Source organism: Bacillus sp. AFS053548, from assembly GCF_002575105.1.
Taxonomy (GTDB): domain Bacteria; phylum Bacillota; class Bacilli; order Bacillales; family Bacillaceae_G; genus Gottfriedia.
In genome coordinates, this window is record NZ_NUHI01000022.1 from 92,974 (window position 1) to 107,168 (window position 14,195).

A 14,195-nucleotide genomic window follows, 5' to 3' on the forward strand; every position below is an offset into this window, starting at 1 on the left:
ATGAAGAAAGTTCACGAAAATGAATTCGATTATCGGTTTGGCGACAACGGGCCGAAATATTTAACAAAAGGTCCGAACATAGATCTTGGTGTGGTTGTATTGAAACCAGGTCAAGACTTCCAAAACCACTATCATACAGTTTGCGAAGAAATTTTCTATATCCTCGAAGGGCAGATAGATTTCTATATTAATGGTAATAAATTTCCTACAATACCAGGTGATATGATTCAATGCCGACCAGGCGATGCTCATTACCTTATCAATCAAACTGACAAAACCTTTAAAGCCCTCTTCATTAAATCTCCGCATATTTTGGAAAGAGATGTTGTGAATATAAAGAATCCAGAAATCAAGTTAAGGAGTGAATAGATAGTGAGCTGGGGATTTCAAAATCGATTAAACAAAATATTACCAAATAAGAGGGCAGTAATGCTTGCGATAGATCATGGCTATTTCTTAGGGCCAATAAGAGGTTTAGAAAAGCCTGAGGAAACTGTCAGAGACTTACTTCCATACACGGATTCGCTATATTTAACAAGAGGTACACTTGCAGCATGTATTCCGAAAAATACGGAAAAACCAATGGTACTTCGTGTTTCAGGCGGTCCTACAACGTTAGGGAAGGATCTAGCGAATGAAAGGATTGTTACTTCAATAAAAGAAGCAATTCGTCATAATGTTGTTGGTGTAGGGGTTTCGGTATTTATCGGTTCTGACTATGAAACTCAAACAGTAACGAATCTAGCTCATGTTGTAACTGATGCACATGATTACGGAATACCTGTACTTGGAATTACCGCAGTCGGAAAAGAGCTTGAAAAACGGGATGCCAGGTTCTTAGCATTAGCTTCAAGAGTTCTAGCTGAAATGGGAACCGATATTGTTAAGACTTATTACTGTGACGACTTTGAACAGGTAACGAATAAGTGCCCGGTTCCAATAGTTATTGCAGGTGGCCCAAAATTTGATACAATTCGTGAAGCACTAGAAATTACGTATAATGCGATGGAGCAAGGTGCAGCTGGTGTGGATATGGGAAGAAATATTTGGCAATCTCAGCATCCTCTTGCAATGATCCAAGCGATACATTCTATCGTTCATAAAGGATTCACAGTAAATGAAGCGGTAGATTTATATGAATCTTCATCAAAAATAAAAGCCTAATATGTGTAAAAAAAGGTAGCCTTTTACAATACCACTCTAATGGTACGAACACAGTATCAGCCGAAGTGGTTAGTAAACAAGGCTTTAAAGTTACGATAAGTCCAAAAACAATAACTGTATCACAAAAATAATTAATCAATTAAGAAAAGTGTAGGGATGTAAAAATTTCTTGCACTTTTTTATTAGTTTAAAAGATTGTTAGTTTTAATAAGTGAAGATTGATACGAGCAACTTGTTTTCCCAGTTTATATAGTAGCTCGAAAATGCAATTACACTACAGATGGTCCCAGTTCTTTTAAAAAATGGACTGGTCTTTATTGTACTTTAGGTCGAATCAGTCCAAGAGAAGTAGTAGATGAAATGATGAGGAGGGTGTTACATGAATCGTGGAATTTGTCCTTGCTGTGGTTACCCAACATTAGAGGAGCGTGCTGCTTGCGATATCTGTATGCTTTGCAATTGGGAAGATTTGCCGTTTGGTGATAGTTTTGATCGTTTTGAAGATGTCGATCCAAATGGCAATTCTGGTTTAGCCGAATCAAGAAGAAATTTTAACAAGTATTACATTATGTATAGTGAAAAAAGAATTATCAATAGGCAAACCCCTAAGGAAATTGAAGCGAAAAAAGCGTTAATCAGCGCCTATCACGAATGTGAAAAATATAAAACCGACCTTATAACCTATAAAGCACTTTGGAGAAAGGCAAAGGTGTGCGAGCAGCATCTAAGAAGCGCACAAGGTTGTGACCCGATAGGAGTTTATTTCTTTGTGGCCAATACGTTTCAAGAATTGTCTAAATCGGATGAATATATTCTATTGGAAGACAATCCGCGCCATCATATCAGTGTGATGGAATACTATCGTTCTCGTCGTGAATCACCAATGGATGATCAACATGTTAATTTGCTGCTTCAATTAGAGAACTATTCGAAAAAGAAATACAAAGTTCAAGTAATAAATACATTAATACACGTCTGTGAAAATTTACTCCATACGCATACAGAAGATGAACGAGATGATCGGAAAGTAAGAGAATTTGTTGATGATTTAAAAGATTTATGCCAAATCGCATTAAGTACGGGACAGTTTGTCATTGCGGTAGGAACTGAATCCAATATAATTCGTTAATGGTCTTTCAATTGAAATGTCTTCGGGAAAAACGGATGCTTTAGTTACACAATGAGATTGTTACTTGAACTTCGATTTGTCTTCTTGGTGGAAGAAGTTTTTCTGATATGGAAACAATTATTGGAAAAGTGCTAGTTATAAAATAAATCGATCTGAAGAGTTATTTAGTGATTTAGATTACGATAATTTCTTATTTGTTGAGTGTGATTCTGAAATTGTAGATTTCTGTGAACAACCGTTAAAACTTGAATTAGAATTCGAATTTGAAGGTATCAGAAGAACCTCAATATTTGATATGTGGATAAAATATCTAGACGGCCGTGAAGAGTTTCGTGAAATAAAGTACGATGATACGCTTCAAAAAGAGCACATTAAATATAATGAAACTATGCGACAAATAAATATACAAAAAATGTGGTGTGAAGAAAGAGGCTTTGAGCATCGCATTATTACTGACACTTACTTCCGAAGCAACCAATGTTTACTTGATAACTATCGCCTTATTTCAGCATTTGCTCGTAACTTTAATTTGGTAGAACAAGAGGTTACTCAATATTTTATCTTTCCAATAGATCTTGAAGATTTAATAAATCAAGTATTTATTGACTTTAGTAATTTAAAAAATAATCAAGTAACGTATATTAGTTTTAATAAAAGAATACAAAAACCTAAATTGTGGTGTAGTAAGACGAAAAGGTACAAATAGCAAGTGTTTACTTGCTATTTGTATATAAACCTGTTTAGTAATTAAATTAGTGTCGTAAAAGTCTCGGAAGGGAATGTATTTGTGTCGAAGTTTCAATGAAGTAATCGTATTTTTGACGTTTTATTTCTCCAAGTAATCAAATTTGTGTCGTATGAAGAAGAAAAGCTTAAATAAAATATAAACTTAGAAATACTAAAGTAAATGAATATGGATTAATTGTTCGGATTTGAGCGGTAATCACTTAACGAATATCCAATATTTGTAAAAGGTATTAAATTTGTGTCATAAAAGTAAACAAATTGTTGTCTTTGAACAGGAATATTCAAGTGTAAATGTGGTTATATTTATTCGCGTTTTATGACACAAAATGAATATGAGTTTAATAAAGTAATAGAGTTTGGGGAAATTTGGGAAAGAAAATTTAGAAAATTGTTGGAAACCCAAAAAATAAAAGAGGTTGCAAAAGCATTGAAAATACATGAAAGAACTGTTTATAAATATATAGATAAATATGGTATTAAATATCAAAGAAAATATAAATAAAGAAATTCATCTGAAAAAATAGCACGAATTGAACTAAATAACAGTGTAATCAGCAAGAACGAAGACCGACTTAATTGAGTTGGTCTTAACATTTTAAAAGAAGTTTTCAAGTAAAAGTGAGTGAGATACCTAACATTCTCATTCAAAAAGATTTGCTAATCTGAAGGTAATCCAAGTTGGAAAAAGGAGGAAGATAAATGATTAAGGCTGTGATTTTTGATTTAGATGGAACTTTGTTAGATCGAGATAGTTCGTTAAAACTCTTTATTAAGAATCAGTATAAAAAGTACATATATGATTTAAACCTTATACCCGAACAACTTTATACCGAACGATTCATTGAATTAGACAAGTAGGGGTATGTTTGGAAAGACAAAGTATATCAGCAGTTGGTTCAAGAATATGGCATTACTAAATTAACTTGGGAACAACTTCTAGAAGATTACATAAGTTCATTTCAATATAGTTGTATTCCATTTCAAAATATGGAGTATATCCTACAAGAACTTAAAAATAGTGGACTACTGTTAGGGATGATAACCAATGGATTTATTAAATTTCAAACCTTAAACCTCCAAGCTTTAGGAATACATAAATACATAGATACTATATTAATATCAGAGCAAGAAGAGATTAAAAAGCCCCAACCTGAAATATTTTTAAGGGCATTAGAGAAATTAGGTGTTACTCCAGAAGAAAGTTTATATGTAGGAGACCATCCAGAAAATGACGTATGGGGTGCGCAAAATGTTGTAATGAACGCTGTATGGAAGAAAGATACATTTTGGAGTGGCACATATACAATTGAACATACGATTGATGATTTAGGTGAATTGCTATACATAGTCAATACAATTTAAAAAGATCTTTCTTAATTTAGATAATTATTTACTTCATTTTGTTTTTTTATAAAATCAATTGCTAGATGAGCTAATGCATAAGTTATTACTAAAATGGGTCGATAATGGCAAAAGGTAATGGGTATATTCCACATAAAAAAGGAAGGAAGAGGGAGAAAAAATCTTTTAGGATAGTCTGAATAATTATATAATTAATTAGTAGAAAATCGATGACAACGTTGATAAATTTGAAAAGGTGTGTAAATTATGAAGACTACTTTTAATATTGTCCTTATCTGCTTATTGTTTTTTTCAACCAGTAACGTAACTTCTTTCATTCCAACTGTTAAAGCAGCGAATGAACCGTCAAGAATGTTTGGTAAACTAGATACGTTTGGTGGTAATGAATATGATACTTTCAATGCCATCACCGTAACGGGTGATGATCATGTGGCAGTAGGTTATTCGGACTCAACAGATGAGGAATTACTGGGCATCAACAAAGGGTATTATGATGCCATCATTGTGAAATATGGTCCAAATGGAAACATCAAGTGGACGAAAACATTTGGCGGTAGTGGTGCTGATGAATTCAAGGGTGTCACAACATCTGGAGATAGTACGGTAGCGGTTGGCTTTTCCAATTCGCATGATGGTGATTTAGAACTACAAGATGGATACCATAACGCGATCATCGTGAAATATGACCACGATGGGAATGTCGAGTGGAAAAAAGAAATAAAAGGGGATAATAGTGTATTTTCTTTCAACTCTGTCACGACAACAAGTGATGGGTATGTAGCGGTAGGTGAATCAGCTAATGATGCAGTAATCGTGAAATTTGATACAAATGGGAACCAAATATGGCTAAAAAAATTTGGTGGTAGTGAATCGGATCATTATCGTTCGGTTATCGCAACAAACGATGGCTACCTCGCGACAGGTGAAACATATTCTGAAGATGGAGATGTAACAGGTCTGACCGAAGGATTTCCGACTGGATTCATCGTGAAATACGACGTAGAAGGGAATGTCGTTTGGAAAAAAGCATATGGTGGTCGCCTTTTTTCTTCGTACAATAGCATCATAACAACAGATGATGGAGTTATCATCGCAGGAAAAGCTTCGTCTGATGCATTAATTATAAAATATGATGTAAACGGAAACGTTGAATGGAAGAAAACGTTCGGGGGGAGTGGATCAGATGGTTTTAACGCAGTCACACCAACAAGTGATGGGTTTCTAGCTGCGGGTGGTGCGTTCTCGAATGATGGTGATTTGGACCATCTCAATAGTGATGGAGAAGATGCACTGCTCGTTCAATATGACCGTGATGGAAACGTTGCTTGGAAAAAAACCATCGGTGGATCGGTTTATGATGAGTTTAACGGTGTCACAACAAATGAACACGGAATTCTAGCGGTCGGTTCTGCTGCGTCTGATGATTATGCCATCATACTTGACCTTCGTTCACTTAATCAAATTCAACAACTAACACTCGATTACGGTACGGATTTCCAGTTAGTTACCGTTAATCCGGCGGATGCAAGTGAAACCTTTCATTGGACCAGTTCGAATCAGTCAATAGTCTATTCATATTATAACGGGGGAGTTAGTGTGATAGGTCCCGGTTCAGCGGTATTAGAAGGGGTATCCACGAAAAATAATGAAGAGAAACTGACAATTCCAACCGTTGTAAACGAATATGTCAAAGTTACATTGCCTCAGGATACACTGTTTTTGACAATCAACACAAAAGGAAAACTAACCGCAGAAGTGACACCAGTTGATGCACCCAATCAAACCATCCATTGGTCATCGAGTAATCCTTCGGTTGCAACTGTTGATTCAGATGGGAATGTAACAGCGATTCAAAGAGGAAAGGTTGCGGTGACAGCTACCTCAGAGGTTGGTGGGTACAAATCAAAAGTGCTCGTTGTCGTCTCTCTTCCATATCACAAAGTGAGCTTCAATAGCAATGGGGGCTCTTTCGTTTCAGACAGGTATTATGAAGAAGGCAGTCTCTTTGATCGACTAGATATACCGCAGCCGACGAAGACTGGGTATGTATTTGGTGGATGGTATAAGGATGAAAACCTTACAAAACCATGGTATGAATCGAGTGACCGAGTCGAATCAGAAACAACGTTATATGCGAAATGGAATATTCGATCGTACCGAGTGGATTTTTATCCTAAGAACGGAAGTCAAAGTAATACAATCTTTGTGAATGAATACAAACTGATACCGGAACCAACACCACCTAAACGAACAGGCTATACTTTTGTGGGGTGGACCAAAGATTCAAGTGGGAAAACGCCTTGGATTTTTGCGAGTGACAAAGTTACATCGAACACAACATTGTATGCAAAATGGCGTATTAATCAGTACACAGTGAATTTTAATAGTAATGGTGGAAGTAAAGTTAGTGCGAAAACAACAAACTACAACACCATCATCACAGTACCAACAGCACCAAAACGAACAGGGTATACATTTGGTGGGTGGTACAAAGAGGCAAGTTTGAAAACACCATGGCGTTTTTCAAGTGATAAAGTCACGACAAATACAACACTGTATGCGAAATGGATTATTACACCACCAACTGCACCAAAAAGTATTACTGTGACCAAATCAAGTTCGACCAGTCTCAAAATCGCTTGGAGTAAGGTGTCAGGTGCTTCAGGCTACGAACTCTATCGAGCGAGCAAAAGTAGTGGTACCTATATGCTAATTAAATCAACAACAGCTTACCAGGTAACAAACTCGAAATTAAAAAGGGGCTCAACGTATTACTACAAGGTGAGGGTTTACAAAGTAGTGGGAACGAAAAAAATATATAGTGGATGGTCCATCATCCGTTCAGCTAAACTGTGAGTATCACTTAAAGATGGGAAAACCGGTCAATTAATGAAAAAAAGCGCTTAACCTTTGTGTTAAGCGCTTTTTTTGTTGGCTCTGTGGTATAATGAGAATTGTTTGTTTTAAATATTCAGAAAAAAGAGGTTGAACATAATGATGAAACTTATTAAGTACTAGTATTATTACAACAAACAAAATTGATAAAATGTTGAGGTAATAGTATGAGTGAATTTCAATTAATTAGTGATTATAAACATATTAGTATGTATAGGAATAGCTTTATTAAGTTAGCCAAACAAACTTTTGGTATTGATTTTAACGATTGGTATGAAAAAGGATTTTGGACGGATAGGTATGTTTGTTATTCGTATGTTAAAGAGGATTTAGTTATTGCTAATGCTTCGATTAACAAGATGAAGGTTCAAGAATATAACGCTATTCAGATTGGTACTGTTATGACACCATAAATAGGCTGAGTATTTTATTTTATTTTTCTAGTTTACATAATATATATTATAGGAAGTTGAAGTAAAAACACTATAATCCATCTCAAATAGCAAGTATTCTTAGTGTTTTGAGATGAAACAGAAAAAATCATCAATTTGAATAATCAGATCAAAAAAATCAATTCAGTTTAAATATTAACTAATTTATAAAACCAAAATTCTATAGTAATTTAATCATTTAAAACTTGAGTTAAAATAATTAATAAAAAAAAATTCTTTAATAAAAAAATATAAATTAAGTTAATGTGTTTAAGTTTCTACAATAATTCAAACTTTTTATTGTTTATTTGTTTATTTGCACTCACTGATTGTATTAATTTTTATTTGATTTCAATAACCGTTCCATCATTAAGATCTTTATTTGAACTCTCAATTTTTTCTATTATTAAATAAATATATCCTTTATTCTAACTAATACTCCCCTTTAAAATTTCTTCATGTGATTTCTCTCACAATACGTGTTTCAATAAAAAACATCACGTTTAAGCGATGTTTTTTATTGTTAGTTACTTATCGATCCGTTTCAGTATATGTAATTCCTAAGTATCTTTCTGTTCTTGGTTCAAATTCTACATTTACATATACGCCGAATTCCCTGCTTCCATCTTTTAATCTTAACCATAACTTGAATTTTTCTACTGAGACTGTTGGTGTTTTTTGTTCTCTTCCTATGTGTAAATAATCTATTACATCCGATTGCGGGTATCTTTGGATTGTTTTTTCAACTGCAATTTTCCCCCATTTAGCATATGGAGGCTCATAAACAGGTTCTGCAGCAGCTGGGTTTACTTTGCAAAAAATACAAAATAAGAATGAGAAAATGAAAATGGCTCTAATTGTTCTTTTCATAATACCTCCTCCTTTTTGCTCCTATCCTTACTATTCGACCTCTCTTCTCTATCTATCCGTTTCTTGTTTGTGCAATTTATATCAGTTTTTACGCTTTTTACTAATAAAAAGAAATTTTTTACAAATAGTAATCCTATATGTATTTGATTAAGGAGGATTTATTTTGCAAAAGAATTTTCACTTTAAAACTGCATTTATTATCTTATGCATAATATGTATTTCACTGATTACTTTAAATATTTACTTACCTAAAAAACAAGTTGATGCTTTTAGTAGTCAAGTGCTCAGCCGTGGTTCAACAGGCCAAGATGTTAAAGAGCTTCAAGAACGCCTTATATTTATAGGATTTCTTGATGATAAACCTGATGGCGTTTTCGGCTGGAATACTTACTGGGCTCTTCGTAATTTTCAAAAGGAATTTGGTATGAAGGTTGATGGTATCGCAGGAACAAAATTAAAAGAAAAGCTGACAAAAGCAACTAAGAATTATAAAGGTAGTACGGCCAACAATACAGCAAATAATAATACTTCTAATAATAACGCATCTAACAATAAGCCGGCTAAACCGAATACAAATAAACCTAATAATTCGAATGCAAAACCAAATAATAAACCGATTGCAAACGCACCAAACGGTTATACAGATAATGACATTAAATTAATGGCAAATGCTGTATATGGAGAATCACGTGGTGAGCCATATATTGGACAAGTTGCCGTTGCTGCAGTCATTTTAAACCGTTTAACAAATGCATCATTTCCTAATTCAATAGCAGGTGTTATTTATCAACCAGGTGCTTTTACGGCAGTTGCTGACGGTCAAATTAATTTAACACCTAATGCTCAAGCTAAAAAAGCAGTAATTGATGCAATAAATGGCTGGGATCCAACGACCGGTTGTATTTACTATTACAATCCTAAAACAGCCACTAACCAATGGATTCGTGGCCGCCCTATTATTCTTACAATTGGTCAACATATTTTTTGTAAATAACTGTAGTGAGGTGTAATTATGAAAGGTAGTTGGATTGTTGCAGGTGCTTTAGCAGCCGCTCTAATCGGAACTGGTTATTGGGGATATACGCAAAATCGCGATCTGAAAGAAATGAATTTAAAAGCCGAAAATAATTATCAAAGAGCTTTTAATGAACTAACATTTGATATGGATTTATTACACGATAAAATCGGTACGACATTAGCAATGAATTCAAGAACGTCTCTCTCCCCTGCTTTAGCAGATGTTTGGCGTCTTTCGATTCAATCTAAATCAGATATTGCACAACTTCCATTAAAATTTGTGCCTTTTGATAAAACGCAGGCCTTTTTAACTGGAGTTGCAAACTTTAGTTATAAAACAGCGGTTCGAGATTTAAATAAAGAACCTTTAACTGCAAAGGAATATAATTCTTTACGTAATATTTATTCAACAGCTGAAAAAATTCAAGATGGTCTACGGAATGTACAAACAAACATCATGAATAAAAACTTAAGTTGGATTGACGTTGGCCAAATGTCTGAAGAAAAAGAAGCACCTCGTGACAATAGTATCATAGATGGTTTTAAACATATTGAACAAGTAAAAGCGACTACAGACAATGATTTTGGTCCAACGTTTTCAAATGGTCAAGAAGAATCTAAAGGCTTAAAAAAACTAACTGGTAAAAAAATTGATGAAAATGAAGCTAAAAAAATTGCTGAAGACGCTGTACCGCTCAAAAATGTTACTAAAATTCAAGTGACTAGAAGTAAAACCGATAATGATCGATTTGAACCTTTTTACTCAGTTTCTATGGCTCACAATAACCCAGTAGCTGATACGTATATGGAAATAACTGAAACTGCTGGCTTGCCGATCTTCTTTATTACAAATAGACCAATAGCTAAACAGCAAATCAGTTTAGACGATGCAGTGAAAAAAGGTTTAAGTTATTTAAATTCAAAAAACTATAAAAACATGGAATTATATGATAGTTCACAATACGATACGATTGGTGTACTCCAAATGGTTAAATCAATTGATGACGTACGCATCTATCCAGAAGCAATTCAATTAAAAGTTGCATTAGATAACGGTCAAATAATCGGATTTAATGCTAAAAACTATATTACTTCAAACCATGTACGAAAAATCCCTACTCCTAAGCTTACGCTTGAGCAAGCAAAAGCAAAGCTTAATAAAAATGTTAAAGTTGAAGAAGAACGATTAGCTGTCATCTTAAACGATTTTAATAAAGAAGTTCTCACTTATGAATTTTTAGGTACATATAATCACGATACATATGATATCTTTATAAATGCTACGACTGGTGATGAAGAGAAAGTTAAAAAACTTTGAGTAATAAAAAAAGCACAGGTTGATCACTCCCTGTGCTTTTTTGTATACAAAACGACTAGTTATCATTTTGTATCAATTTTTATCGATTTACATTAAAATATCTTCAAATATTGAAGAACTACGATACTAACCCCTAAAAAAATAACATAATAACCAAAAATATTCAGTGATTGTTTTTTTAATAAATTGATCATCCAACTGATTGCTAAATAACCGAATAAGGCTGCGGCTAATGTTCCTAGAAATAGTGGGAAAAACGCAATTTGCTCCGCGTTTCCGCCAAGAAGATCTTTTCCTTGGAATACGATTCCACCTAAAATTGCAGGGGTAGATAGTAAGAAGGAAAAATAAGCAGCGCTTTTTCGTTCCATTCCTTTAAATAATGCTGCAGCGATCGTTAATCCTGAGCGAGAAACTGCTGGAAATATAGCAAGTGCTTGAAATGAGCCGATGAATAAGGCATCAACCCATGTTAGCTCCTCCATCGTTTTCTTCCCTTTTCTCCTTTTATCAGCAATAAATAAAATAATACCAGTAAAAATAAATTCCCATCCAATCGTTTTACCCGAAACTGATATTTCATCGAAAAAATCTTTAAATAATAATCCTACAATTACCGCGGGTAAAGTACCTACAAATAGTAATAAAGTTAATTTTGAAAAAGGTTTTTTTATCAAACCTTTCCATTCTTTACTGTAAAATACAAACACCGCTAATAAAGTACCAATATGCATTAACGTATCTAGTAATAAGCCTGCCTCATCTAATCCAAATAAATGTCTACCAATATATAAATGACCGGTACTACTGATTGGGAGAAATTCAGTTAACCCTTGAATGATGCCTAATATAATTGCTTCAAAGTTAGACATAATCAATTCTCCTTTCATTCAAATTAGTAAATTATATGCAAAAAAAATTCAATTCTTGTCCAAATTATTAAAAACAATATAAAAAAGCATCATGTTAGATGCTTTTTGGATGGTAATCTTGAAAATAATTTACTAGTAGGCTCTTCATTTAATTGGGTTGAAATATAATTTGTAGCGTCTAGTAGTTTTACTTCGTCGACATCAGTTGGAATATCAAGTCGATGTAAAAATGAAATTAAATCTTCCGTTTCAATCATTCTATTTTGCTCATTTGATGGAAAACAACCTCCGAACCCTCCATTAGCTGATTCAAACCGCTGAATCCCATACGAAAGTGAAGTAAAGATGTTTGAAATGCCATTCCCATAAGTATTATAAAATTGCATCGAGCAACGCTCTTTAGGTATTTTTATCAATAAATCCTCTAAAAATAACTTAACTTGAAGAGGTGTTACTTTGCCTACCGTATCAACAAATGATAAAGCCTCCACTCCATCATCTAATAATTGCAATGCCAGGTCGATTGCTTTTTGATGACTTACTTTTTCGTCGTGACAGCCAAATACTGTCGTAATATAAGCACGCGTAAGCTTTTCATAATCTTTCGTTACTTTTGTCATCTCCTTTATATCTTTCAAAGATTGAGTGATCGAGCAATTTTTAACTTTAGCATTATATGACTCACTTGTTGAGATAAAAAAGTTAATTTCATCTGCATCTACAACAAATGCTCTCATTAGACTTCTTTTATTTGGTACTAATACTCCATATGTTATATGAGGATCTCGTTTTAGCTTTAATACTAATTCGGTAGCTTCACTAAACTGTTGTTTATTCGGATAATTCATTAAAGTGGATACTTCGATATGATTTATTCCACTAGCAATCAGATGGTTAATCCATTTTAATTTTTGGTCAATAGATAATCGTGATCCATATTGAAAATTAATACGAGGTCCAATTTCTTTTAAATACACAGACTGTGGCAGGTTCAATATGATCGACTCCTATTCTACTTTTTATTTTCTTTAACAAGCACCTTTCTCCTCTGTAAATATCCTTGTATAAATTCTATTGAGTCGAAAGTTATTTATGATAGTCAAAGTAGAAACTTTATAATAAAACAAGCTCTCGATAAAAATATCAAGAGCTTGTTTGAAATCATTGAATTATATTAATAACCAAAACAAATTTGTGGAACTTCAATTTTTTTGCATAAATAACCAATTTTAAATATATAAACTCCGTATTTTTCGGAAGAATATACATTTATTTGGAAGTTTATACTTCTAAATCTTCGCCTTCTTCAATTACATGGAATAATAAATGAACTAAATGATGAATTGAACTAGAAGCATCCAGTTCAACTTCCTCTTCTTCAGAAGTTTCATCAACGAATTCTAAATCATTTAAATATAAAGCCATGAATTCATAAAAATCTTTCATTGCAAAAGAATAGCATGCAACTGGATCTTCATCTTCTTCATTATATTGAAGGACTAAATGAGATACATTACCTTCATTATCCTCTGAATCTAAAAACACAAAAAAGCCTATATTCGTATCGATTTCGAATAAATGTCTAGTGCCACCTTCAGTAGATTTATGGTATTCCTCGTCATTCAATTTTTGGATTAACATATTATCTACATTATCTTCTTTGTGAAAAGTTACATTAAAAGATTTCATCATCATTCTCCTTTTAGATCGATTAATCAACGCATGTCTTCATTATGTAACATTCCCTATTTTATAGCAATTATTTCCATAATTAAAAAAATCGATAAACGGGAAATCTACGACTAAAAGGAGTGGGTTTGATGAGTAGAAAAAATAAAATCTTAGTTCCTGAATCTAGAAAAGCACTAGATGCTTTAAAAGCTAAAGTAATGCATACAACTAATCCTGAAGATGCTAAATTCGAAGCTGCTGAGGAAGTTGGAGTTCCTTTAACGAAAGGTTATAATGGCAATTTAACGTCTCATGAAAACGGTAAAGTTGGTGGACGGATCGGCGGGAATATGGTGAAAGAATTAGTTAGAATGGCGCAGGAGAATTTGAATAAACGGTAAAGGTATTAAAGGTAGCGATTGTCATAACAACTATTTGAGACTAGTAAATTAAGGATAATTAATAAAAAAATAACCCTGTATCCAATAAAGGAGACAGGGATTTTTTACGATTTATAAAAATTATTAGAAAAGTCCTTGAACAATATATTTCACAAAATCAGTAAAACCATCTCCTACACCTGTAAAAACCATTTCGTGATAAGCGTTATTCATGCTTAATGCAACTGATATTATAATAAGGATGGGGACTATAATCATTACTTCCTTTTTCATATAAACAACACCCCTTAAAGTCCATTTTGAATTTTAATTTTCTGA

15 protein-coding genes and 1 pseudogene are annotated in these 14,195 nt (G+C 33.4%); 11 read left to right on the forward strand and 5 right to left on the reverse strand.

Going from position 1 to position 14,195, the window contains the following annotated elements; all coding sequences use genetic code 11:
• The 8 genes and pseudogenes from CN946_RS11315 to CN946_RS11350 all read left to right on the forward strand — a co-directional run bounded on the left by CN946_RS11315 (nt 1) and on the right by CN946_RS11350 (nt 7,710).
• The gene (locus tag CN946_RS11315) at nt 1-369 is read left to right on the forward strand and encodes a cupin domain-containing protein (RefSeq protein WP_098861208.1); all 369 of its coding nucleotides are present in this window, start codon (nt 1-3) and stop codon (nt 367-369) included.
• 3 nt (nt 370-372) lie between these two features.
• The gene (gene lsrF / locus CN946_RS11320) at nt 373-1,164 is read left to right on the forward strand and encodes a 3-hydroxy-5-phosphonooxypentane-2,4-dione thiolase (protein WP_098861209.1); all 792 of its coding nucleotides are present in this window, start codon (nt 373-375) and stop codon (nt 1,162-1,164) included.
• 379 nt (nt 1,165-1,543) lie between these two features.
• Nucleotides 1,544-2,293, forward strand: coding sequence for a CPCC family cysteine-rich protein (locus tag CN946_RS11325; RefSeq protein WP_098861210.1), 750 nt, complete (start codon nt 1,544-1,546; stop codon nt 2,291-2,293).
• Nucleotides 2,294-2,507: 214 nt separating this feature from the next.
• The gene (locus CN946_RS11330; RefSeq protein WP_286133911.1) at nt 2,508-2,999 is read left to right on the forward strand and encodes a TnsA endonuclease N-terminal domain-containing protein; all 492 of its coding nucleotides are present in this window, start codon (nt 2,508-2,510) and stop codon (nt 2,997-2,999) included.
• A gap of 318 nt (nt 3,000-3,317) precedes the next feature.
• Complete coding sequence (locus CN946_RS24010) at nt 3,318-3,542, forward strand: TnsD family Tn7-like transposition protein (RefSeq protein ID WP_353616194.1); 225 nt, start codon at nt 3,318-3,320, stop codon at nt 3,540-3,542.
• A gap of 197 nt (nt 3,543-3,739) precedes the next feature.
• Nucleotides 3,740-4,402, forward strand: a pseudogene (locus tag CN946_RS11340) (HAD family hydrolase).
• A gap of 246 nt (nt 4,403-4,648) precedes the next feature.
• The gene (locus CN946_RS11345) at nt 4,649-7,258 is read left to right on the forward strand and encodes an InlB B-repeat-containing protein (RefSeq protein WP_098861213.1); all 2,610 of its coding nucleotides are present in this window, start codon (nt 4,649-4,651) and stop codon (nt 7,256-7,258) included.
• 206 nt (nt 7,259-7,464) lie between these two features.
• Nucleotides 7,465-7,710: a hypothetical protein gene (locus tag CN946_RS11350; RefSeq protein ID WP_098861214.1), complete on the forward strand. Its 246-nt coding sequence runs from the start codon at nt 7,465-7,467 to the stop codon at nt 7,708-7,710.
• Between the two features lie 549 nt (nt 7,711-8,259).
• On the opposite strand, the gene CN946_RS11355 is transcribed toward CN946_RS11350, so the two are convergent.
• Complete coding sequence (locus tag CN946_RS11355; protein WP_098427531.1) at nt 8,260-8,598, reverse strand: DUF3889 domain-containing protein; 339 nt, start codon at nt 8,596-8,598, stop codon at nt 8,260-8,262.
• A gap of 163 nt (nt 8,599-8,761) precedes the next feature.
• Between CN946_RS11355 and sleB the strand changes: the two genes are divergently transcribed.
• Both sleB and ypeB read left to right on the forward strand, forming a co-directional pair.
• Nucleotides 8,762-9,592, forward strand: coding sequence for a spore cortex-lytic enzyme (gene sleB / locus CN946_RS11360; RefSeq protein ID WP_098861215.1), 831 nt, complete (start codon nt 8,762-8,764; stop codon nt 9,590-9,592).
• A gap of 15 nt (nt 9,593-9,607) precedes the next feature.
• A complete protein-coding gene (ypeB, locus tag CN946_RS11365) occupies nt 9,608-10,933 on the forward strand; it encodes a germination protein YpeB (protein WP_483295389.1) in 1,326 nt (441 codons plus the stop codon).
• A 92-nt stretch (nt 10,934-11,025) separates the two neighbouring features.
• Here ypeB and CN946_RS11370 read toward each other — a convergent pair whose 3' ends face one another.
• The 3 genes from CN946_RS11370 to CN946_RS11380 all read right to left on the reverse strand — a co-directional run bounded on the left by CN946_RS11370 (nt 11,026) and on the right by CN946_RS11380 (nt 13,494).
• Nucleotides 11,026-11,805 (reverse strand): undecaprenyl-diphosphate phosphatase, encoded by a 780-nt coding sequence (locus CN946_RS11370; RefSeq protein ID WP_098861217.1) that lies wholly within the window; start codon nt 11,803-11,805, stop codon nt 11,026-11,028.
• Nucleotides 11,806-11,894: 89 nt separating this feature from the next.
• Nucleotides 11,895-12,800 (reverse strand): beta/alpha barrel domain-containing protein, encoded by a 906-nt coding sequence (locus tag CN946_RS11375; protein ID WP_176547304.1) that lies wholly within the window; start codon nt 12,798-12,800, stop codon nt 11,895-11,897.
• Between the two features lie 286 nt (nt 12,801-13,086).
• The gene (locus CN946_RS11380) at nt 13,087-13,494 is read right to left on the reverse strand and encodes a cytosolic protein (RefSeq protein WP_098861219.1); all 408 of its coding nucleotides are present in this window, start codon (nt 13,492-13,494) and stop codon (nt 13,087-13,089) included.
• A 131-nt stretch (nt 13,495-13,625) separates the two neighbouring features.
• Here CN946_RS11380 and CN946_RS11385 point away from each other — a divergent pair, with 131 nt between their 5' ends.
• Entirely contained in the window at nt 13,626-13,877 is a 252-nt protein-coding gene (locus CN946_RS11385; RefSeq protein ID WP_069033111.1) for an alpha/beta-type small acid-soluble spore protein, read from the forward strand.
• Nucleotides 13,878-14,000: 123 nt separating this feature from the next.
• Here CN946_RS11385 and CN946_RS23470 read toward each other — a convergent pair whose 3' ends face one another.
• A complete protein-coding gene (locus tag CN946_RS23470) occupies nt 14,001-14,150 on the reverse strand; it encodes a hypothetical protein (RefSeq protein WP_176547305.1) in 150 nt (49 codons plus the stop codon).
• Nucleotides 14,151-14,195 lie beyond the last annotated feature (45 nt).

Excerpts from the sequence above, each read along its gene's own strand:
- CN946_RS11315 (WP_098861208.1), top strand. The coding sequence starts at position 1 with ATGAAGAAAGTTCACGAAAATGAATTCGATTATCGGTTTGGCGACAAC.
- CN946_RS11325 (WP_098861210.1), top strand. The coding sequence starts at position 1,544 with ATGAATCGTGGAATTTGTCCTTGCTGTGGTTACCCAACATTAGAGGAG.
- CN946_RS11345 (WP_098861213.1), top strand. The coding sequence starts at position 4,649 with ATGAAGACTACTTTTAATATTGTCCTTATCTGCTTATTGTTTTTTTCA.
- CN946_RS11350 (WP_098861214.1), top strand. The coding sequence starts at position 7,465 with ATGAGTGAATTTCAATTAATTAGTGATTATAAACATATTAGTATGTAT.
- CN946_RS11355 (WP_098427531.1), bottom strand. The coding sequence starts at position 8,598 with ATGAAAAGAACAATTAGAGCCATTTTCATTTTCTCATTCTTATTTTGT.
- CN946_RS11370 (WP_098861217.1), bottom strand. The coding sequence starts at position 11,805 with ATGTCTAACTTTGAAGCAATTATATTAGGCATCATTCAAGGGTTAACT.
- CN946_RS11380 (WP_098861219.1), bottom strand. The coding sequence starts at position 13,494 with ATGAAATCTTTTAATGTAACTTTTCACAAAGAAGATAATGTAGATAAT.
- CN946_RS11385 (WP_069033111.1), top strand. The coding sequence starts at position 13,626 with ATGAGTAGAAAAAATAAAATCTTAGTTCCTGAATCTAGAAAAGCACTA.
- CN946_RS23470 (WP_176547305.1), bottom strand. The coding sequence starts at position 14,150 with ATGAAAAAGGAAGTAATGATTATAGTCCCCATCCTTATTATAATATCA.